22 protein-coding genes are annotated in these 20,730 nt (G+C 63.6%); 7 read left to right on the forward strand and 15 right to left on the reverse strand.

Annotated elements, in window-relative coordinates:
* Position 1 precedes the first annotated feature (1 nt).
* The 7 genes from OHD58_RS03265 to OHD58_RS03295 form a co-directional block, all read right to left on the reverse strand.
* Positions 2-730: an ABC transporter ATP-binding protein gene (locus OHD58_RS03265; protein WP_263801632.1), complete on the reverse strand. Its 729-nt coding sequence runs from the start codon at positions 728-730 to the stop codon at positions 2-4.
* The gene (locus tag OHD58_RS03270) at positions 730-2,424 is read right to left on the reverse strand and encodes an ATP-binding cassette domain-containing protein (RefSeq protein ID WP_263801633.1); all 1,695 of its coding nucleotides are present in this window, start codon (positions 2,422-2,424) and stop codon (positions 730-732) included. Before OHD58_RS03270 ends, OHD58_RS03265 begins: the two co-directional genes overlap by 1 nt.
* 20 nt (positions 2,425-2,444) lie before the next feature.
* Positions 2,445-3,848, reverse strand: a complete 1,404-nt coding sequence (gene livM / locus OHD58_RS03275) for a high-affinity branched-chain amino acid ABC transporter permease LivM (RefSeq protein ID WP_263801634.1) — start codon at positions 3,846-3,848, stop codon at positions 2,445-2,447.
* A 4-nt stretch (positions 3,849-3,852) separates the two neighbouring features.
* Positions 3,853-4,755: a branched-chain amino acid ABC transporter permease gene (locus OHD58_RS03280; protein ID WP_263801635.1), complete on the reverse strand. Its 903-nt coding sequence runs from the start codon at positions 4,753-4,755 to the stop codon at positions 3,853-3,855.
* 334 nt (positions 4,756-5,089) lie between these two features.
* The gene (locus OHD58_RS03285; RefSeq protein ID WP_263801636.1) at positions 5,090-6,091 is read right to left on the reverse strand and encodes a 4-hydroxyproline epimerase; all 1,002 of its coding nucleotides are present in this window, start codon (positions 6,089-6,091) and stop codon (positions 5,090-5,092) included.
* 17 nt (positions 6,092-6,108) lie between these two features.
* Entirely contained in the window at positions 6,109-7,446 is a 1,338-nt protein-coding gene (locus OHD58_RS03290; RefSeq protein ID WP_412177156.1) for an FAD-dependent oxidoreductase, read from the reverse strand.
* 47 nt (positions 7,447-7,493) lie between these two features.
* A complete protein-coding gene (locus OHD58_RS03295) occupies positions 7,494-8,387 on the reverse strand; it encodes a dihydrodipicolinate synthase family protein (RefSeq protein ID WP_263801638.1) in 894 nt (297 codons plus the stop codon).
* A gap of 101 nt (positions 8,388-8,488) precedes the next feature.
* On the opposite strand from OHD58_RS03295, the gene OHD58_RS03300 reads away from it, so the two are divergent.
* Positions 8,489-9,145: a GntR family transcriptional regulator gene (locus OHD58_RS03300; protein ID WP_263801639.1), complete on the forward strand. Its 657-nt coding sequence runs from the start codon at positions 8,489-8,491 to the stop codon at positions 9,143-9,145.
* A 115-nt stretch (positions 9,146-9,260) separates the two neighbouring features.
* Here OHD58_RS03300 and OHD58_RS03305 read toward each other — a convergent pair whose 3' ends face one another.
* The gene (locus OHD58_RS03305; RefSeq protein WP_263801640.1) at positions 9,261-9,560 is read right to left on the reverse strand and encodes a hypothetical protein; all 300 of its coding nucleotides are present in this window, start codon (positions 9,558-9,560) and stop codon (positions 9,261-9,263) included.
* 346 nt (positions 9,561-9,906) lie between these two features.
* On the opposite strand from OHD58_RS03305, the gene OHD58_RS03310 reads away from it, so the two are divergent.
* Positions 9,907-10,293: a DoxX family protein gene (locus OHD58_RS03310; protein ID WP_263801641.1), complete on the forward strand. Its 387-nt coding sequence runs from the start codon at positions 9,907-9,909 to the stop codon at positions 10,291-10,293.
* A 62-nt stretch (positions 10,294-10,355) separates the two neighbouring features.
* Here the strand turns inward: OHD58_RS03310 and OHD58_RS03315 are convergent, their stop codons facing one another.
* Positions 10,356-11,852: a CoA-acylating methylmalonate-semialdehyde dehydrogenase gene (locus OHD58_RS03315; RefSeq protein ID WP_263801642.1), complete on the reverse strand. Its 1,497-nt coding sequence runs from the start codon at positions 11,850-11,852 to the stop codon at positions 10,356-10,358.
* Between the two features lie 186 nt (positions 11,853-12,038).
* Here OHD58_RS03315 and OHD58_RS03320 point away from each other — a divergent pair, with 186 nt between their 5' ends.
* On the forward strand, positions 12,039-12,920 hold the full coding sequence (locus tag OHD58_RS03320) for a LysR family transcriptional regulator (RefSeq protein ID WP_263801643.1): 882 nt from the start codon (positions 12,039-12,041) through the stop codon (positions 12,918-12,920).
* A gap of 80 nt (positions 12,921-13,000) precedes the next feature.
* Here OHD58_RS03320 and OHD58_RS03325 read toward each other — a convergent pair whose 3' ends face one another.
* Positions 13,001-13,294 (reverse strand): hypothetical protein, encoded by a 294-nt coding sequence (locus OHD58_RS03325; RefSeq protein ID WP_263801644.1) that lies wholly within the window; start codon positions 13,292-13,294, stop codon positions 13,001-13,003.
* 139 nt (positions 13,295-13,433) lie between these two features.
* Between OHD58_RS03325 and OHD58_RS03330 the strand changes: the two genes are divergently transcribed.
* Both OHD58_RS03330 and OHD58_RS03335 read left to right on the forward strand, forming a co-directional pair.
* Positions 13,434-13,613, forward strand: coding sequence for a hypothetical protein (locus OHD58_RS03330; RefSeq protein WP_263801645.1), 180 nt, complete (start codon positions 13,434-13,436; stop codon positions 13,611-13,613).
* Between the two features lie 3 nt (positions 13,614-13,616).
* Positions 13,617-14,006 carry a VOC family protein gene (locus OHD58_RS03335; RefSeq protein WP_263801646.1) on the forward strand — a complete coding sequence of 130 codons (390 nt, stop codon included), beginning with the start codon at positions 13,617-13,619 and terminating at the stop codon, positions 14,004-14,006.
* Between the two features lie 2 nt (positions 14,007-14,008).
* Here the strand turns inward: OHD58_RS03335 and OHD58_RS03340 are convergent, their stop codons facing one another.
* Positions 14,009-15,265, reverse strand: a complete 1,257-nt coding sequence (locus OHD58_RS03340; protein ID WP_263801647.1) for a D-amino acid dehydrogenase — start codon at positions 15,263-15,265, stop codon at positions 14,009-14,011.
* Between the two features lie 207 nt (positions 15,266-15,472).
* On the reverse strand, positions 15,473-16,603 hold the full coding sequence (gene alr, locus OHD58_RS03345) for an alanine racemase (RefSeq protein ID WP_263802682.1): 1,131 nt from the start codon (positions 16,601-16,603) through the stop codon (positions 15,473-15,475).
* A gap of 273 nt (positions 16,604-16,876) precedes the next feature.
* On the opposite strand from alr, the gene OHD58_RS03350 reads away from it, so the two are divergent.
* Positions 16,877-17,203 carry an ArsR/SmtB family transcription factor gene (locus OHD58_RS03350; RefSeq protein ID WP_263801648.1) on the forward strand — a complete coding sequence of 109 codons (327 nt, stop codon included), beginning with the start codon at positions 16,877-16,879 and terminating at the stop codon, positions 17,201-17,203.
* A gap of 4 nt (positions 17,204-17,207) precedes the next feature.
* The gene (locus OHD58_RS03355; RefSeq protein WP_263801649.1) at positions 17,208-17,696 is read left to right on the forward strand and encodes an SRPBCC family protein; all 489 of its coding nucleotides are present in this window, start codon (positions 17,208-17,210) and stop codon (positions 17,694-17,696) included.
* Between the two features lie 41 nt (positions 17,697-17,737).
* Here the strand turns inward: OHD58_RS03355 and OHD58_RS03360 are convergent, their stop codons facing one another.
* From OHD58_RS03360 to OHD58_RS03370, 3 genes are all read right to left on the reverse strand, one after another.
* The gene (locus tag OHD58_RS03360; protein WP_263801650.1) at positions 17,738-18,871 is read right to left on the reverse strand and encodes a transporter substrate-binding domain-containing protein; all 1,134 of its coding nucleotides are present in this window, start codon (positions 18,869-18,871) and stop codon (positions 17,738-17,740) included.
* Between the two features lie 221 nt (positions 18,872-19,092).
* A complete protein-coding gene (locus OHD58_RS03365) occupies positions 19,093-19,266 on the reverse strand; it encodes a hypothetical protein (protein WP_263801651.1) in 174 nt (57 codons plus the stop codon).
* A 115-nt stretch (positions 19,267-19,381) separates the two neighbouring features.
* Entirely contained in the window at positions 19,382-20,575 is a 1,194-nt protein-coding gene (locus tag OHD58_RS03370) for a succinylglutamate desuccinylase/aspartoacylase family protein (RefSeq protein ID WP_263801652.1), read from the reverse strand.
* Positions 20,576-20,730 lie beyond the last annotated feature (155 nt).

The raw sequence follows: 20,730 nt of genomic DNA on the forward strand, positions 1-20,730 counted from the left end.
TTCAGTGACGGCCGCCCTCGAGATACGCCGCGCGCACCTCGGGGTCGGCGAGCAGCTCCTTGCCGGTGCCGCTCATCGTCACATTGCCGTTGACCATCACATAGCCGCGGTTGGCGAGCTTGAGGGCGCCGAAGGCATTCTGCTCGACCAGGAACACGGTCAGGCCCTGCGTGCGGTTCAGTTCGCGGATGGCGTCGAAGATCTGCTTGACGATCAGCGGCGCAAGTCCAAGCGACGGCTCGTCCAGCAACAGCAGCTTCGGCCGCGCCATCAGGGCGCGGGCGATCGACAGCATCTGCTGCTCGCCGCCGGACAGCGTACCGCCGCGCTGGGCGATACGTTCCTTGAGCCGCGGGAACAGCGTGAAGACCTTTTCGACGTCCTCATCGAAATACTGCAGATTGTCTAGGCTGGCGCCCATCTGCAGGTTTTCCTTGACCGTCATGCGCGGGAAGATGCGGCGGCCTTCCGGCGACTGCGCGATGCGCAGGCGCGCGATCTCGTGCGTCGGCATCTGGGTGATGTCGGTGCCGGCGAAGACGATCTTGCCGCTGCGCGCGCGCGGCGTGCCGAAGATGGTCATCATCAGCGTCGACTTGCCGGCGCCGTTGGCGCCGATAAGGGCGACGATCTCGCCTTCGTTGACGGCGACATCGACGCCGTTCAAGGCCCGGATGTTGCCGTAGTAGGTTTCGACGCCCTGGACCTGGAGCAGCGCTTTCGCGGCCATTATTTACGCCCCCCGCGCTTCGCCGCGGCGGGCTTCGTTGCGCCCTGCTTCGCCAGCTCCTTCGCCTGCCTCATCCAGTCTTCCCGTTCTATCCGGCCGTCGAAGGCAAGGTAGGCCTCGGCGGCTTCGATGTCGGCCTTCTTCCATGCCGCGATCTGGTCGAAATGGTAGATGCCGTGCTGGTTCAGCTTCTTCTCGTTCACCGGCCCGATGCCCTTGATGAGGATCAGCCGGTCGGCCTTGCCGCCGCGCGGCGCCTTCAGCGTGTTGGAAAGCGCCGGCGCCTTCTTCGCGGCGGCCGGTTTCTTCGCATCCGCCTTCGGCTTTGCCGCAGCAGCCTTGGGGGCTGCGGGCTTGGCGGCGGCCGGCTTCCCGGCGACGCTCTTTGCCGCTGCTGGCTTCGCTGAGGCCTTCGGCTTCGCCGGGGCAGCCTGGGCTACGCTGGGTTTCGCGGCGGCAGCCTTGCCAGACTTCGCGGCCGGAGCGGGCTTGCCTGAAGTCACCGTTCCCGTCAGCCCATAGGCCGGCGCGGCCTTTGTCGCAGGCCTGGTCTTTTCCGCCGCGGTCGGCCTCGATACGTTGGTCGCCGGCTTCGCCGAGGCTGCCGGTTTCACCGTTTTCGCCTTGCCAGGTGCCTTCGCCACCTTCACGGGTTCAGCCGTAACCGGCGGCGTCGAAGCGGCCTTGGCGGCGCGCCGGTCGACCTGATCGGCCTTCGAGGCACTGCGCGAAACGGTGATCCGCTCGCCGTAATCGTCGCTGTGGCTGATCGTGTCGGAAACCGAGCCTGCCATCATCGACGACGAATCGCTGGGGCCATGCGCCCTGTCGGGTTCGGCATCCAGTTGCTCGATCACCTGTTCGTCGCCGACCTCGACGAGGACTTCCTCGACCTCCTCGTCGTCGACGCCGAGGTAAGCGGCGATAACGCGCGGGTCGGCTTTCACCGAAATCGGGTCACCGTCCGAAATCTTGCGGCCGTATTCGAGCACGACGACGTGGTCGGAGATCTGCATGACCACCGACATGTCGTGCTCGATCAGCAGGATCGACGCGCCGCTGTTTTCCTTGATGTCGTTCAGCATCAGGTTGAGGGCGGCGGATTCGCGCGGGTTGAGGCCCGCCGCCGGCTCGTCGAGGCAGAGAAGCTCCGGCTCGGTGCACATGGCGCGCGCGATTTCCAGCCGCCGTTGCGCGCCGTAGGAGAGGTCGCCCGCCGGGTCGTCGGCACGGTCGACGAGGTTGGCCTTTTCCAGCCAGAACTTCGCCAGTTCGATCGATTCGGCCGACGCCGCCTTGTAGGTGCCGAGGCCAAGCAGGCCGAGCACGGTGAAGCCGGAGGCCAGCATCAGCTTGTTGTGCTGCGCGACCAGCAGGTTCTCCAGTACCGTCATGCCCGAGAACAGGCGGATGTTCTGGAATGTGCGCGCGACCTTCGCCTTGGCGGTGATGCGGAAGTCCGGCATCCGCTCCAGCAGCAGCTGCTCGCCGCCCTTGCGGGTCAGCGTGATCATGCCCTCGGATGGTTTGTAGAAGCCGGTGATGCAGTTGAACACCGTCGTCTTGCCGGCGCCGTTGGGGCCGATCAGCGCCGTGATCTCGCCGCGCCTGGCCTCGAAGGAGAGGTCGCCGATAGCAACCAGACCGCCGAACTTCATCGACAGGTGCTCGACCTTGAGGATCGGGTCGTTCATGGAGTGCGCCGCCTCGTCCATCAGCCGTGCCCTTCCTTGGTGAAGGCACTGGAGACGGCCTTTCGCTTGTAGAGGAATGCGGTGGGTTCACGGCTGCCGACGAAGCCGCGCGGCTTCCAGACCATGACGACCACCATGGCGAGACCGAACAGCAGCATGCGGTAGAGTTCCGGCGTGAAGCTTGGTCCGAACACCAGCTTGAGGAACTGCATTTCGCGCAGGATCTCGGTGCCGCCGATCATCACCGCGGCCGCGATCGCGATGCCGGTCAGCGACCCCATGCCGCCGAGCACGACGATGGCAAGGATGACCGCCGATTCCAGGAAGATGAACGATTCCGGGCTGACGAAGCCTTGCCGCGCCGCAAAGAACGAGCCGGCGAAGCCACCGAACATCGCGCCGATCGCAAAGGCGGTCAGCTTGGTGTTCGTCGTGTTGATGCCAAGCGAACGGCAGGCGATCTCGTCCTCGCGCAAGGCTTCCCAGGCGCGCCCGACGGGCATGCGGCGCAGCCGCATCGTCACAAAGGCGGTCAGCAGGCAAAGCAGCAGGATCAGGTAGTACAGGAAGATCTTGTAGTAGACGCCCGACGTCGGGATATCGAAGACCTTGGCGATGTAGTTCGGGTCCGAGACGTTGAAGGTGAACAGGCCGAAGAAGCTGACCTTGGGGATGCCCGAAATGCCGGAGACGCCGTTGGTCACTTCCCGCCAGTTGATGAGCACCAGGCGGATGATCTCGCCGAAGGCAAGCGTGACGATCGCCAGATAGTCGCCGCGCAGCCGGAGCACCGGGAAACCAAGAATGATGCCCCACATGGCCGCCATCGCACCGGCGGCAGGCAGCAGGATCCAGAACGACCAGCCGAACTCGGTGCCGAGCAGCGCGTAGCAATAGGCGCCGACCGCATAGAAGGCGACATAACCGAGATCGAGCAGGCCGGCGAGACCGACAACGATGTTCAGCCCCCAGGCCAGCATCACATAGATCAGGATCTGGATGCCGAAATTGTCGATCCATTTCAGCGAGCCCTGCAGGCCGCTGGTCATCACGACGATCACCGGAAACAGGAACAGGAAGACCAGCCCGATCGTATTCAGGTTGCGCTTAAGGAACGACTCTTCGTCCGACACAGCGACCGGCGCGGCAGCTTTAGCCCTCCGCCTCCGTTCGATCTCCGGCACCAAATAGGCGATGTAGGCGAAGCGTCCGACGGCGGCGATGGCGACCATGATCGCCAGCAGGCCCCAACGCTGCACGATCACGAGTTCGTTGCGGATGTTCTGGTCGGTCTTCAGCCCGACCAGGAGCACGAACAGGCCGAAGGCGATCAGGCCAGCATAAAGCCCTTCGCGGATGGCATTGTTGAACACATTGCTGGTGGCATTGGCGGCTTTTTCCGAGCCGGTGGTGTTGACGGCCATCGGCTTAAACCTTTTCGACTTCCGGCCGGCCCATCAGGCCGGACGGTAGGAAGATGAGCACGATCGCCAGGATCGAGAAGGCGGCGACATCCTTGTAGTCGATCGAGAAATAGGCCGACCACATGCTTTCGATGAAACCGATCAGCAGCCCTCCGAGCACGGCGCCGGGGATCGATCCGATGCCGCCGAGCACCGCCGCGGTGAAGGCCTTCACGCCGGGAACGAACCCATCCGAAAAGACGACGACGCCGTAATACATGAGGTAGAGCGTGCCGGCGACGGCGGCGAGCGAGGCGCCCATGATGAAGGTGATCGAGATCGTCTTGTCGACGTCGATGCCGAGCAGCGCCGCCATCTTGCGGTCCTGCTCGCAGGCCCGCTGCGCGCGTCCGAGCGAGGTCTTGTTGACGAGATACCAGAAGATGACGAGCAGGGCGGTGGTGACGACGACGATGACGATCTGCTTGGCCGAAATCGAGATGCCGAACACGTCATAGACCTTGGAGATCATCGGCGGGATCGGCTTGTTGCGCGGGCCCTGCGTCACCTGCACGAAATTCGACAGGGCGATCGACATGCCGATCGCGGTAATCAGCGGCGCCAGCCGGAACGAACCGCGCAGCGGCCTGTAAGCCACCTTCTCGATGGTCCAGTTGTAGAGGCTGGTGAGCAGCATCGCGACGATCATCATCACCAACAGCGCCACCACCACCGGCACCGAATAGAACAGCCCGACGAGCACGAGGAAGGTGATGAGGGCACCGAAGGCACCGACCATGAAAATATCGCCATGGGCGAAATTGATCATGCCGATGATGCCGTAGACCATCGTGTAGCCGATTGCGATCAGGCCATAGATGGACCCCAGCGTCAGCCCGTTGATAAGCTGCTGGACGAAATATTCCATATGAACGCGGCTCCCCGGGAATGTCGCCCCTGCGGGGTCGCATTCCTTTTGATCTTTCCCCTAGTCCTAAAGCGTGGAGACTGGATTGCAATGTCCTTTTGCGTCACGGACGGCGTCGCTGGTGCCGTTCTGAAACGCATTGCTTTTTGTCCGATCTCCCAATTGGACCACGCGGAAGCTAGCACTGGCACAACGCAATGTCTTTGACTAATCGGCAGATTTTTGTGGACCCGACCGAACAAATTCGCGTTACGCCGACGGATTGTGACGGATTCTTGCGTTCCAGAAACGACTCTTCCAACCTCTGGTCGGCAATCTTTTTCCTCCATGGCGATCAACCGACGACGAATCCGTGCGCGAACGGATCGCGGTCGTCGATGAAGATCGTGTTGTAGCCGGTCAGCCTGGCCCAGCCGCCGACGGACGGGATGATAGCGGTCCGGCCGGCGACGCTGGTCTCGCTTTCTACCCTGCCTTTGAACAGCGACCCGATGATCGATTCATGCACGAAAGCATCGCCCGCCTTCAGCCTGCCCTTGGCATGAAGCTGCGCCATGCGCGCCGAGGTGCCGGTGCCGCAAGGCGACCGGTCTATGGCCTTGTCGCCATAGAACACCGCGTTGCGGGCGGCGGCCTCGGGCTGCGTCGGCGAGCCCGTCCACAGGATATGCGACAACCGGTTGATGCCGGGGTTTTCCGGGTGGACGAAGCTGTAGGCGTCGTTGAGCCGCTGGCGTAGCACCGGACTCCAGGCAATTAGCTCGCCGGCGGAATGGTCGGCCATGTCGCGATAGTTTTCCTGCGGGTCGACGATGGCGTAGAAATTTCCGCCATAGGCGACATCGACGGTGAGCGGCCCGAGGACCGGGCACTCCACGGCCAAGCCTTCGGCATAGAGGAAGGACGGCACATTGGTGATGCGCACCTCTTCGACATACTCGCCAACTTGTTTGTATTCGGCGACGACCAGGCCGGCCGGCGTGTCGAGCCTCAGCACGCCCGGCGTCTTCGGCTTCACCAGCCCGTGTTCGATCGCGAAGGTCACCGTGCCGATGGTGCCGTGGCCGCACATCGGCAGGCATCCCGACGTCTCGATGAACAGGATGCCGATGTCGCAGTCCGCGCGCGTCGGCGGGTAGAGGATCGAACCGGACATCATGTCATGTCCGCGTGGCTCGAACATCAGCCCGGTGCGGATCCAGTCGTACTCTGCGAGGAAATGCGCCCGCCGTTCCATCATCGTCGCGCCGTTGAGCAGCGGTCCGCCGCCGGCGACCAGCCGCACCGGATTGCCGCATGTATGCCCGTCTATGCAGTGGAAGGAATGCCGCGCCATCGCGCCGATGCTCCGGATCAGAACCGTTGTGGGGAAAAGGGTGAGAGGTCGATTGCCGGAGCCTGGTCCAGGACCAGGTCGCGCACCAGGCTTCCGGTCGCCGCCGATTGCGTCAGGCCGAGATGTCCGTGCCCGAAGGCATAGAGGATGTTGGCATTGCGTTTCGACCGTCCGATCACCGGCAGCGAGTCCGGCAATGACGGGCGGTATCCCATCCATTCGCGGCCGCCTCCGGTCTTCAGGCCGGGCAGGAACTGTTTTGCCTTTTCGAGCATCGCCTTCGACCGGGCATAATTCGGCGGCCGGTGGATGCCGCCCAACTCGACGGCTCCCCCGACACGAATGCCGGTGGCGAGCGGCGTGACGACGAAGCCGTGGCCGGAAAATATGAGCTGGCGTTTGATGTCGAAGGCGCCGGGCGGCAGCGTGGTGTTGTAACCGCGTTCGGTTTCGAGCGGGATCTTCTCGCCCAATTGCCGCGCAAGCAGATGCGACCATGCGCCAGCGGCAATCACCAGATGCCGCGCCGACAGTGTCCGGCCCTGGCGCAGCTGGATCGCCACCGTGTCGCCGCGCGGCAGGATCAGCCCGACATCGCCGTGGACGAAACCGGCGCCTTGGCGTTCCGCATGCGCCCATATCGCCTTGCCGAAATCCTTGGGGTCGCTCACCGTCTTCCAGCCGGGCACGAAGGTCGCCGCCGTGAACCGGTCGGACAGTCCTGGCTGATAGCCGGAGAGTTCCGCCCGATCGAGATGGCGGTAGCCGATGCCGAAGCGGTCGCGCGCCGCCCAGCCCGGCAGCGAAGCCTGGAACTCGGCGTCGCCCTCATAAAGTTCCAGCGATCCGTCCTCGCGCAGCATCGGCAAGGTGCCGGAGCGCTCCATCAGCGCCATCCACTCGCATTCCGCGAGCTTCATCATCGAGGCTTGCGCCGCAAGGCTTGCCTCGAATTTTTTGAAATTTCCGGCCCGCCAGAAACGGTATAGCCAAGGTACAAGTTTCGGAAAATAGCCGGGCGGGATGGACAATGGTCCGAGCGGGTCGGCCAGCCATTTCGGCACGTTCGCCATCATGCCCTTGTGCGCGAGCGGCAGGATGTCGGAGAAGGCGAGTGCCGCAGCATTGCCGGAACTGGTTTCCTCGCAGATGCCGGTGCGGTCGATCACCGTCACCTGCCGTCCGGTTTCCGCAAGCTGCGCCGCCACGCAAATGCCGACGATACCGCCGCCGATGACAGCGATGTCCAAGGTGCTCCCTTCTCCCTGTTCACGGGGAGAAGGTGCCCGAAGGGCGGATGAGGGGCGTGTCCCGGCACCTGCATTTGATACTGCCATCGAGACGCTGTCCCTCATCTGGCTGCCGCCATCTTCTCCCCGTGAGCGGGGAGAAGAATCCAGGATCAGAATGCAGGCAGCTTCAGCCTGACCGCAAGCGCATCCTTGACGATTTTCTCGACAGCCTTGCGGCGCTCGCCTGAAAGCGGCTGGCGCGGCATGCGCACCCGGTCGTTGGTGTCGATGGCGTGCACTTCAGCCAGCTTGATGTTCTGCACCAGATAGGTCGAGACGTCGAGGTCGAGCAGCGGCCGGAACCAGCGATAGATTGCCAGCGCCTCGTCGCGGCGGCCCTGTTTCATCAACTGGTAGATGGCGACCGTCTCGCGCGGGAATGCCGTGACCAGACCTGCCACCCAGCCGATGGCGCCGACCGACAGCGCCTCGAAAGCGAGATTGTCGACGCCGGTGAACAAGTCGAAACGGTCGCCGAAACGATTGATGATCTCGGTCGAGCGGCGAATGTCGTCCGATGATTCCTTGATGGCGACGAATCGCGAATCCCTGGCCAGTTTCTCCATGTCGTCGCAGGTGACGTCGACACGGTAGGCGAGACGGTTGGAATAGATCATCACCGGCAGGTCGCCCGCTTGCGCGACGGCGGAAAGGGCAGCCACCGTCTCTTCCGGATTGGTGTGGTAGATCGGGCTCGGCACCACCATCAGGCCGTTGGCGCCTTCCTTGGCGGCGCGCTTGGCGATTGCCGCCGCCTCGCGTGTCCCAGGCTCGTTGACGGTGAGCAGCACCGGCCTCTTGCCGGCCACCTTTTGCGCCGTCTTCAGCACCTCGATCTTCTCGTCATGCGAGAGCATCGGGCCTTCACCCAATGAGCCGCAGACGATGATGCCGTCGCATCCCGCTTCGATCTGCAGCGCGAAGCAGCGCTCCATCTCCGCATGGTCGAGGCGGTCATCCTCGGTGAACTTGGTCGTGACTGCCGGAAAAACTCCGCTCCACATGGCTCTCTCCATCTGATATATCAATGATATATTACAAGATCGAAGCGACTGTCAATCGCCGAAGCCGCGTGATATATCAAAAATATATCATTGGAGGCCGAATGCGGGACGAAGCTGAAAGGGCGGCGGTCGAGCCAGTCACCGCAAAGGCGTATCGTGTGCTGGAGCGGCTAATCGTGACGCTTGAGCTGGCGCCGTCCACCACGACCACGGAAGGCGCGTTGATCGAACGGCTCGGCCTTGGCCGCACGCCGGTGCGCGAGGCCATCCAGCGGCTGGCGTGGGAAGGGCTGCTCGAGGTGCGGCCCCGTGCCGGCATCGCCATCGCCCCGCTGCACGCCGGCGACTGGCTGCGTGTGCTTGACGCGCGGCTGGGCGTCGAGACCATCCTTGCCCGCTCCGCCGCCCGTTTCGTCACGCAGGGCGCCGCCGAACTGTTCAAGCAGGCCGGCAACGCGATGCAGGAGGCGGCGGCCAGCGGCAATGTCGTCGCCTTCCTCGAAGCCGACAAGGCGCTCGACGACGCGCTGGCGCTCGCTTCCGACAATGCTTTCGCTGCCCGCCTTGCCGCTCCGCTGCAGACGCACAGCCGGCGTTTCTGGTTCCGCTACAAGGCCGATACCGGCCTGGCGGAATCCGCCGGACACCACATCGGCCTGGTTGGCGCCATTCTGGGCGGCGACGAAGACGGTGCCGGAGAAGCCGCCGGACGCCTCATCACGATGCTGCGATCGAACGCGGAAGCGGCCTTGCGCTAGGGTCGAGCGCCTGATGCATGTCGCCCGAAAGTATCCTCGGTTTCCGGATAACGACATGCATCAAATCAAGGAATCTGAAGCGCGGCCGTCGAAACCCTGTTCGGCGCGACGCGTTTCAGGCGTCCGGCAGCGCCGCCAGCACGTTGGTTTCCCAGCCTTCGCCCGACGACAGTACGCAACTCTTGCCGTCGGTGTCGCTTGCGATGATCGTCCAGGTGCCGTTCTCCGACACGAAGACTTCGACCACCGCGTCCTGGTTGACGACCCCCACGGATTGTGGGGTTTCCTTGAACTCTTCGGAGAGTTTTTTGACGATCTCATCGCGGGAGCCGCACGGAACGGCGGCGAATGCGGCGCTGGAAAAGAGCGGCAACATCGCGACCGCGGTCGCGCATGCGAGGAACTTGCGTGTCATGCGACACCTCCTGTAGCCCGCGCAAACGGCACCCCGGCGACAATCGCACCGCAGACACCGCGCTCAAGCATGTTTCCAGTTTCCGGCAGGCAGTCCCCAGCCGCACGCCGATATCAATCAAAGCGCAACGCGTCGAATTGGTTCCATCGAACATCGGCGTCTTTCGTGGCCGTCAGCGCGACAGGGCAGCCGCCAATCGCTGAACGGGGCGAGCGACGACCGTTCGCCGCGTGTATCCTTGTCCGCATTCGCAACCGGCCTTCAAATTTTTTGTCGCTCGATGTCGGAACAGAACCGCCACGCACGTCCTTCGTGGCATCTCGTCAACCTTGGAGGGAATTTTGAGATGAGTGAAACAACGATGACACGGATCGGCTACGCGCTGTCCGGGCTTTTTGTCCTGTTCATGCTCGGCGCCTCGGTGTCGCCGAAATTGCTCGGCATGCCCGTCGCCGAAGAGATCATGGCTACTCTCGGCTGGCCTGCCGGCTATGCATTGCCGATCGGGATCCTGGAGCTGATCCTGACGCTGCTTTACATCTATCCCCGCACCAACGTGCTTGGCGCGGTCCTGTTCATGGGATTGTTCGGCGGGGCGATGGCGACGCAGATGAGGGCCGGCAGCCCGCTGTTCAGCCACACGCTGTTCTCGATCTATCTCGGCCTGTTCATGTGGGGTGGCCTGTGGCTGCGCGATCCGGCATTGCGTGCAATATTCCCGTGGCGGCGATAGTCCCGCGAAAACAAAGGAGCAGCAAGAGCCGCTCCTTTTTCTGTCCAGGCCTGAAGCCAGATTCAGTTCATCGTCGGAATGACGAACTCCGCACCGTCTTTGATGCCCGACGGCCAGCGCGAAGTCACCGTCTTCGTCTTGGTGTAGAAGCGGAAGGCGTCCGGGCCGTGCTGGTTCAGGTCGCCGAAGCCCGAGCCCTTCCAGCCGCCGAACGTGTAGTAGGCGATCGGCACCGGGATCGGCACGTTGACGCCGACCATGCCAACCTGGACACGTGATGCGAAGTCGCGGGCGGCGTCGCCGTCGCGGGTGAAGATGGCGACGCCGTTGCCCATCTCGTGGTCGTTGGCGAGCTGGATCGCGTTCTCGTAGGCCGGCGCCCGCACCACCGAAAGCACCGGCCCGAAGATCTCTTCCTGATAGATGCGCATCTCCGGCGTCACCTCGTCGAACAAACAGCCGCCCATGTAGTAGCCGTTCTCGTAGCCCTGCATGGTAAAGCCGCGGCCATCGACGACCAGCTTGGCACCTTCCTTGACGCCGATGTCGACGTAACCCTTGACGCGCTCCAGCGCCTGCTTCGTCACCAGCGGGCCGAAATCGGCCGAGGAATCGGTCGACGGACCGACCTTCAGGCTCTCGACGCGCGGGATCAATCTCTCGATCAGCCTGTCGGCGGTCTCCTTGCCGACCGGCACCGCCACGGAGATCGCCATGCAGCGCTCGCCAGCCGAGCCATAGCCGGCGCCGATGAGGGCGTCGACGGTCTGGTCCATGTCGGCGTCCGGCATGATGATCATGTGGTTCTTGGCGCCGCCGAAGCACTGCGCGCGCTTGCCGTTGGCCGAGGCGCGCGAATAGATGTACTGCGCGATCGGCGTCGAGCCGACGAAGCCTACCGCCTTGATGTCGGGATGGTCGAGGATGGCGTCGACCACTTCCTTGTCGCCGTTGACGACGTTGAGAATGCCTGCCGGCAGCCCCGCCTCGAGGAACAGTTCGGCGATCTTCAGCGGCACGCCCGGGTCGCGCTCCGAAGGCTTCAGGATAAAGGCATTGCCGCAGGCGATCGCAGGCGCGATCTTCCACAGCGGGATCATTGCCGGGAAATTGAACGGGGTGATGCCGGCGACCACGCCGAGCGGCTGGCGCATCGAATAGACGTCGATGCCCGGACCGGCGCCGTCGGTGAACTCGCCCTTCATCATGTGCGGCGCGCCGATGCACACCTCCACCACTTCGAGGCCGCGCTGGATGTCGCCCTTGGCGTCGGCGATGGTCTTGCCGTGCTCGCGCGCCAGGATGTCGGCCAGCGCGTCGTTCTCGCGCGCGGCCAGTTCGAGGAACTTCATCAGCACGCGCACGCGGCGCTGCGGGTTGGTTGCCGCCCAGGCGGGCTGCGCCGCCTTGGCATTGGCGACCGCCTCGCCGAGCTCCTTGGCGGAGGCCAGCGCGACCGTGCCGCGCACCGAACCGTCCATCGGCTGCATCACGTCCTGCTTGCGCCCGCTGGCGCCGGCGACATTCTTGCCGCCGATGAAATGACCGTACTCGACCATCGTTCTCTCCCTGATCCTGATTGTTTGATGGCCCATTGTCCCGCTTCCGCAAGGAAATGGCAACGCGAGCGGAAAAGCACCCGTTGTGCGAAGAATCGATACCAGATTGCAGCAGACGCGATTTAGTGCAAAGGTCGCAGTCGCGTCTCCCTCCCCCTTGAGGGGAGGGGAACGGAGGCTGCTTCAATGAACTGGGACGACGTCCGCATCTTCCTCGCCGTCGCGCGTGCCGGCCAGATCCTCGGCGCCGCAAGGCGACTCGACCTCAACCACGCCACCGTCTCCCGCCGCGTCGCGGCACTCGAGCAGGCGCTCAACACGAAGCTCTTCCGCCGGCTCACCACGGGCAGCGAGTTGACGCCGGCCGGCGAGCGGTTCCTCGGCATCGCCGAGCGCATGGAGGTCGACATGATCGCGGCGCGCGCCGAGGTGTCGGGCGATGGCGACGATGTGTCGGGCACCGTGCGTATCGGCGCGCCGGATGGCTTCGGCGTCGCCTTCCTGGCGCCCAGACTCGGCGAACTCACCGCCCAGTATCCCGACCTTGCCATCCAGCTCGTGCCGGTGCCGCGCTCGTTTTCGCTGTCGCGGCGCGAGGCCGACATCGCGATTACGGTCGAGCGCCCCACCGAAGGCAGGCTGGTCGCCGCCAAGCTGGTCGACTACGCGCTCGGCCTCTATGCCTCGCGCGCCTATGTGGACAAGCACGGCCTGCCACAATCCACTGCCGACCTGCCGGCGCACAGGCTCGTCGGCTACGTGCCGGACCTGGTGATCAGCCCGTCGCTCGACTACGCCGCCGACTTCAGCGCGGATTGGCATGCCGGGTTCTCGATATCGTCGGCGCTCGGCCAGGTCGAAGCGGTGCGCGCCGGCGCCGGCATCGGCATCCTGCATGCTTTTATCGCGCGTGCGCACGCCGACCTCGTTCCAGTGGTCGCGATCCCGCAGATTCGCCGTGCCTACTGGCTGGTCTACCATGAGAGCGTCCGCCCGCTGCGCCGCATCCAGACTGTCGCGGGTTTCATCGCCAAGACGGTGGAACGAGAACGCAGCCTGTTCTTGTGACGGCCGCGATCGGCGCCTTTCGGCCGGCATGAGTTTTTTGCTATCGTCCCAAGCATTGCAGCGAGAGGGCGGAGTTGCTGTCACGTCCTTACGTCGAACTGCTGCGGCAGGCGCGCTGCATGGCGCGGCGCGCCGACGAGGCCGAGGACCTGCTTCAGACCATCCTGCTCGCCGCGGTCGAGGCGGGCCGCGCGGACCTGTCCTGTCCGCCGCTGGCTGCAGGGCGCGCTGAGGAAGCGGGCAGCCTTCGATGCCCGCTCCGCCGCCCGCAGGCGGCAGCGCGAAACGCACTGGTCCGAGAGAGACGCCCGGCAGGCCGAGTCGCCGGATTTCCCCCGGCGCTTCGTCGCTTCCCTGCCGCCGTCGCTGCGCACCACCGCGCTCCTCGCCCTTACCGGCCATACGAGGCAGGAGATCGTCTGGCTTCAGCGCCTGCCGGACACCGCGTTCCGCCAGCGGCTCGCCGACATTCGCCGGCGCTGGCATGCCTTTGGCGGCGGCGATATTGCCGGCATGTCCGGCCTTTCCGGCACGCTGGAATTCGGCCGCATCAGGCAATCGCTTCTGGCCGCCGTTCGTCACGGACAGGCAGTCCTCGCCAGCCACGATCCCGACGGGCATCTTTTTGTCATCGGTGGGCTCACAAAACCCACAGCCGCGGCAACGGGGAAGCGTACCAATCATCAGGAGTGAAAAATGTTCGGCAAATCCCAACTCGGCGCCGTCTGCTACTACGTGTCCGACATCGCCAGGACCGAAAAATTCTATCGTGACGTCCTCGGCCTCGACGTCGAGCGCATGGAGGATGACGGCGACGGCCACGCCTGGCTGATGGCCCGCACGGTGAATGAAATCGAACTCATCTTCTTCCAGCAGGATTCGCGGCCCGGCAATTCGCCGATCATCGTCTTCAGTATCGATGATGGCGGCATCGACGACATCGTTTCCGGTCTCGCCGAGAAAAGCGCGACCATCGTCACGCCGGTCAGCCACGCTCCCGGCGGCTGGTCGGCCGAGATCGCCGACCCGGATGGCCACACTGTCTCGATGTATCAGTCGGAGGAAAAGCCGCGCTCGCTGAAATAGCTTCAGCGGCCGTACCGGCTCAATCCCAGTTCGCGCGTATCGATCTCCGGCTTCTTGCCGGAAATGATGTCGGCCAGCACCTTTCCCGAGCCGCAGGCCATGGTCCAGCCAAGCGTGCCATGGCCGGTGTTGAGATAGAGGTTCGGGAATTTCGTCGGACCGATGATCGGCGGGCCGTCCGGCGTCATCGGCCGCAGCCCGCACCAGAAGCTCGCCTTGGACAGGTCGCCACCTTTCGGGAACAGGTCGCCAACCGAATGTTCCAGCGTGTCCCGACGCGCCTGGCGCAGTTGCAGGTCGTAGCCGGAGATTTCCGCCGTGCCGCCGACGCGGATGCGGTTTCCGAGCCGGGTGATCGCCACCTTGTAGCTCTCGTCCATGATGGTCGACTCGGGAGCGCCGTCGGGGTCGGTAATCGGCACCGTGATGGAATACCCCTTGATCGGATAGACCGGGATCGAAAGCCCGAGCGGCCGCAATATCTTCGGCGAATAGCTTCCGAGTGCCACCACATAGGCGTCCGCCGTCAGCAGCCCGGCGCTGGTGGAGACACCGGCAATCCTGCCCGCCTCCAGGACGATCCCGTCTATCTTGGTGTCGAAGCGGAACGTCACCCCACGCGCCGCCGCATGTTCCGCCAGCTTGGTGGTGAACATCTGGCAGTCGCCGGTCTCGTCGCCCGGCAGTCTCAGCCCGCCCTTGAACTTTTCCCGCACCGAAACGAGCGCCGGCTCGGCGGCGATGCAGCCGGCCGGATCGAGCACCTCGTATGGCACCCCGAACTGTTTCAGCACCTCGATGTCGCCGCCGGTGCCGTCGACCTGTTTCTGCGTGCGGAAGAGTTGCAGCGTGCCCTGGCTGCGCTCGTCATAGGTGATGCCGGTGGATTGCCTGAGCGCCCGCAGGCAGTCGCGGCTGTACTCGGCGATCGGCACCATGCGCGCCTTGTTCACCGCGTAGCGCGCCGACGTGCAGTTGCGCAGCATCGACAGGATCCAGGTCCACAGATGGCTGTCGAGCACCGGCTGGATCTTCAGCGGGCCATGCGTCATCAAAAGCCATTTGATCGCCTTCACCGGGATGCCCGGACCCGCCCACGGCGACGAATAACCGGGCGAAACTTCGCCGGCATTGGCGAAGCTTGTTTCGAACGCGGCCCCCTTCTGCCGGTCGACGACCTCCACCTCATGACCTGCCTCGGCCAGATAATGGGCCGTAGTGGTGCCGATCACGCCGCTGCCGAGAATGAGAATTTTCATGGTGCCTGCCCCTGCCGAAGCCGCATGGTTTCGCTTCGCCGCACAATAGGCGGTCCCGCCCGGCGCCGGTCAATGCCGAATCGAGATGGTGAGGCTTGATGACACGGGCCTGCGAGACACCTTCTCCTCTTGGGGTTGAGAAGCGCAGTGCAACCGCTTGCGGGTACAGGTCTTAGGTCGAGATCCGGGTATGGTACCGCCGAATTGTCATCCACCCACATACCGCCGGTGAAAGCGCCGCCCTAGGCTGGTCAGCACCTCATAGCCGATGGTGCCGGAAAAAGCCGCGACATTGTCTACTGTCTGGTGTTCGCCGATCATCTCGACCAGGTCGCCGGCATTCAACGAGCCCGTTGGCAGCGCGGAAATGTCGAGGATGATGCTGTCCATCGACACCCGCCCGGCAAACGGCAGCCGCACGCCGTTGAAGAAAGCGGCGCCGGAAGCGCGCCGATGCCAGCCGTCGGCATAGCCCAGCGAAATCGTCGCCAGCGCCAGCGGATTGGATGTGCGGAAACTGTATCCATAGCCGACACCGATGTCGGCGGCCACGTCGCGGGTCTGGATGACTTTCGCGTGAAGGCTGACGACCGGCAGCATCGGGTTGCTGCGTCCCGGCGTCGGGTTGACGCCATAGAGCGCCACGCCTGGGCGGGCGAGATCGTAGTGGTAGTCGTTGCCGAGAAAGTCGCCCGACGAATTGGCGAGCGAAGCCCGCACCGGCGGCAACTTTGCCCGCAGGCTGTCGAAATTCCGCCGCTGCAACGCATTGGCCGGATTGTCCGGCTCGTCGGCGCAAGCCAGGTGACTCATCACCAGGTCGACGGAAATGCCGTCGAGGGCATGGGGATCGGCGGCCAGCATATCGACCTCGGCCGGCGTCATGCCTAGCCGCGACATGCCGCTGTCGACCTGGATTGCCGCCGGCAGCCTGTCGCCGCGCGCGGTCGCCATCCGCCGCCAGGCCGCAAGCTGCTCCAGGCTGTTGATGACCGGCACGAGGCCGTGCGCTGCGCAATCCGTTTCGGCGCCGGGCGGGATGCCGTTCAGGACGTAGATCGAAGGTCCCGCCCCGAGCGCGCAGCGCAGCGCGATGCCCTCGGCGACATGCGCGACGAAGAACGTGTCGCAGCCTTCCCTGGCCAGCGCGCGCGCCACCCGCGCGGCCCCCAGCCCATAGGCATCGGCCTTCACCACGCCAGCGCATTCGGCCCCGCCGAGCAGCGCCTTCAGCCGGCGATAGTTTTCGCGGATGGCGCCGAGATCGATGGTCAGGACCGCGCCTGCCGCCGCTTCGGATATCTCGGCCGTGTCCGGAATCCTCACGCCGGACGCGATCTCCGTTTCGGAGCCGTGCCGGCCACCGGCACCGTCGGGAACATCGGGAAATGTCTTCACGTCGGATTGGTCATCGTTTCGGCCAGCCAATCAGTAGCCCCGCGCCCACGCCCCCGCAACAGGCTTGCCGAAAACGGCACGCGCCAGGCGCGACCAAGCCGCATTGCCGAACTGGGGTCTGGAGTTGCCAGTCGGGAGGCGGCCCCTCTGCGCATACTAAGGCAAGTGCCTTAATCTTCTTGACGAGCGCTCCGACTCACCTTACTAAGGCATATGCCTTACCATTCCACCCCCCTCGACCTCGCCTTTCACGCTCTCAGCGACCCGACCCGCCGCGCGGTGGTGTCGCGGCTGGCTGAGGGCGAGGTGCCGGTCAGCGCCCTGGCCGAGCCTTTCGACATGGCGCTGCCCTCCTTCGCCCAGCATCTCAAGGTGCTGGAAGATTGCGGGTTGATCGCCAGCGAGAAGCGCGGACGCAGCCGCTGGTGCCGGCTGGTGCCGACGCGCTTCGACGAGGCGGCTGACTGGATGGAAGCGGAGCGCCGGCGTTGGGCCGAGCGGCTGGATCGGCTGGAAGTCTACCTGGACAAGACGGAATAGGATGATGAAGGATATGGCAAACCTGTTTGAGACCTGGTCGCTCGACCGCGAGATCGTTCTGGTCAAGCTGCTGAAGCACCCGCGCAGCAAGGTCTTCGCCGCCTGGATGGACCCCAAGGCGCTCGCCCAATGGTATGGCCCGGCCGGCCTCGCCATCGAGAACCATGAGGCCGATATTCGCGAAGGCGGAGTATGGCGCTTCGACATGGTGGGCATGTTCGAGGGCAAGGAGCAGCGCTTCCCCAATATGATGCGCTTCCTCAAGATCGTCCCTGACGAACTGATCGTGGTGGACTACGGCACCCCGGAGCCTGATGATCCCGAGCGCTTCCACATGACGATTACATTCGACGAACAGGCTGACGGCAAGACCGTGCTAACCATGCGCCAACTCCACCCCAGCGCCAAGCGGCGTCAAGCGGTCATCGGCTTCGGCGCGGTGGAATACGGGCTGCAGACACTGGACGGCCTCGCCGCCTGGCTGGACGGCTGAACCCTTGGCCGCTCGGTGCTATCCCGTCATCACCGCCCCGCTCATGGCGACTCGCCAAAATATTTGGTGTGCAACTCTTCCACGAGACCACGTTCATGTGCGCCTATGAGTTCGACAGTTAGCCGCCTGGTCAAGGGACTGTTGAGAGGAAGTCCAAAGCCGTACTTATCCGGCTCGAAGACGCCTCCGATGACGTCGACACGTTGTTCGGCGTGCGTATGAGCATAATACTCGAGCACCGGGGCATCGCCGATGATCGCCGCGATGTCGCCGTCCAGCAAAGCCCTCACGGCTTCGTCAATGTTCGGGAAGGATTGCAAGTCGAGCCCCGAACCGCGGGCAAAATCTTCCGACACGCTCCCGGTGAATACCCCGACAGCCTTGCCTGGAAGATCGTCAAGACTGTTGATCTGGTTGGTCAGCGAGAGGGTCGTCATCACGCTCGCCACGGATGAGGTGACAAATGCAAGTACGGCAATCCCGCATACCAGCCACAAACCCTGCCATACCCGCCCCACCCAACCAAGGATATTCCTTCGGCCGGATGATTTGCCTGCGACAATCGACATGACGGAGAAGAAGCTCTCCGCCACGCCATCACGCCATCGGCGCGGAAAGTTGGGGTCAAACTTTCGGTCGAAGACGGTCAGCAGCACGGTCGCTGCCGCGACGACAAAGGCAAGCCATGCGTAGGCGCGAAGGAATCCTGAGTCCCTCAATCCCGCCAGGACCTCCAAAAATCCTGTGCCTTGACGTTCGTTGACCATTATCCTCAGTCCGGCATCGAACCATGGATAGGTGAAATCGATGCGTTGCGCCCGGCCTTGCGTGATGGTGAGATTGGTGACGGCGACATCGATGTCGCCGTTCGCAGCAGCGTCGATCAGAGCACGGACCGTCGGGAGCGTGCGGTATTCGGTCTGAAGGCCTTGCGCTTCTGCGAGCGACTCCCAAAGCTCGACCGCCATCCCCGTGAAATGGCCTTGCTCTTGGGCGACAAATGGCGGGCTCAGATAAAGCCCGACCCTGACCGGTTGTTTGGCTTGAGGCGATTCTTGTGCAACCGAACTGCCGACGGCCAGAAGGCTGAACAGCATGGCCAGGTGGAGAGCATTCTTTGACATGAAGAGTTCCTGATTGTCGCGGCCCTCACGATCGCGCCGCAAATACCCCATCAAGTTTTCAAGAGCGGCAAGGTGGCAGAGAATGCAAATGAGGAAAATGGATCGATCGAAATCGCGCCCACAAAATCAGGCGGCCACAAATCCCCAAACCTCTGACAGCGGACACTCGACATCGTCGTTCTTGGTTTCTGTGACTTAGATTGGAATCTCAATCTTGTACGGATCGCGGCGGTCACAGCAGTCGATGCATCGACTACAACCGGTCGCACTACCTATAGATCGCCTGCCGCAGAAAACCACGGCGTGACCGCCACGTTATGGAAAGCCTCAATGCCCTGTCCGTCGCGCAGCCCGGCGCCGATCGAGGCAAGGCCGTCTCGCAGGTCCGAACTGAGCGAATAGCGGAAATAACCAACGCCCCAGCGATCGAGGTTTCGGCTGGGCAAAAAGCTCTATCGGGTTTGGATTGCGATGCGTCAGGCAAAGAGTGCCGGAACTCGCTGCCCCCTCGACATTGATGAACTCAACAGCCTAAATCCGGCAATAATCTTCCGCGCAATCTCATTCGGGATACGTCTCCGCGTCGTCCGGCCCCTGCTGGTTGAAAAGGATGAATACCAGCGGGTTGCCGGGCTCGGACATGACGTCGCTGCGTTGGCCCGTCACCTCTCCGGTCACGCCGCTCGTATATTCTGCAACCACTTCGCCAAAACTGTTGCGCTGGATGGCCACCTTCTGTCCGGCCTCGACCTTGTCGTTGAGCTTGACCAGATGCTCAACGATCCCGCCCTCAGTTGCCAGGATCGGGAACGCACTGTTGCCGACAAAGACGGTAACGTCCTTGCCCGTGCGGCCCATTGGCCCGGCGATGATGCCGTGATGCTTGAGCACGTTCGTCGTGCCTTCCACGAACAGCGCGATCATCTCGAGGTCCAGGTGGCGGGCAGCCCCGATCTCCGGGCAAAAGGACGGGATGCCCGCGGCGTTAAACGCGTTATGGAGAACACTGGGATATGTAGGGTTGTTGAAGATCTGGCCGACAGGGTAGAGGTCCGCCATCGCCTTGATCTCGGGCACGTCCATCTCGGCAATATTGAATGCGGCGACCTCGAATCCGGTCGTTCCGGTATGGAAGTCGATCGCGAAGTCGGCGTTCGGCCGCAGCAGCCGGTTGAACAGCAGCCCGGCGTGCCGGCTGGGCGCGGTGATGTCGTTCTCGTTGCCGGGCCACACCCGATTCATGTCGACCAGGTCGATGCCCCTGCCCTGATTGGGCCATCGGCGCTGCATGCTTTCGAGGGCCGGGCGCGACACATCGGTAACGGCCATCACCGTGCCCGACATCTCAGCCGGATCGAGCTGGTTCATCACCGTCTGGACCGTATGGATGGAACTCATCTCATCGCCATGCACACCACTGGTCAGGACGCAGCGCTTGCCCGGCTTCGCCCCCTTGGCGACCATCACGGACACATACCAAAACTGCCCGGTGGGCATCTGAACGCCCTGAAAATACAAAAAGTGTTTCTGCCCCGGTTCCAGGTCGTTGACGTCGAGCGCGCTGACGACCTTTTTCCCCTGGATCACCTCGCCGGTGTAGGTCGTTCCCGATGACGCATCGGCTGGGGGCGCCGAGGTCTCCTGGGCATTCACCTCCTTCGAACCAGCGGCCAGTGCAACCGAAGCGCCGACCGTGGCAAACGATGCAATCATGAAATCGCGGCGAGCAAGGCCGCCCTTGGGTTCGTCAGGCATGACAAGCGTTCTCCACAGGGGTGACAACGGGTACCGAGACCCGCCTAGAATACCACCTTGGCGGTCAACTTAGCCCTCGACGCGAAAGAGTCATGGGCACAGAATCCAAATCCTGGGCAGTCTGTCCCGACTTTGAAGCGAGCCCCGGCATTTCC

The sequence above is a fragment of the Mesorhizobium sp. ZC-5 genome (assembly GCF_025753855.1).
Lineage (GTDB): Bacteria > Pseudomonadota > Alphaproteobacteria > Rhizobiales > Rhizobiaceae > Neomesorhizobium.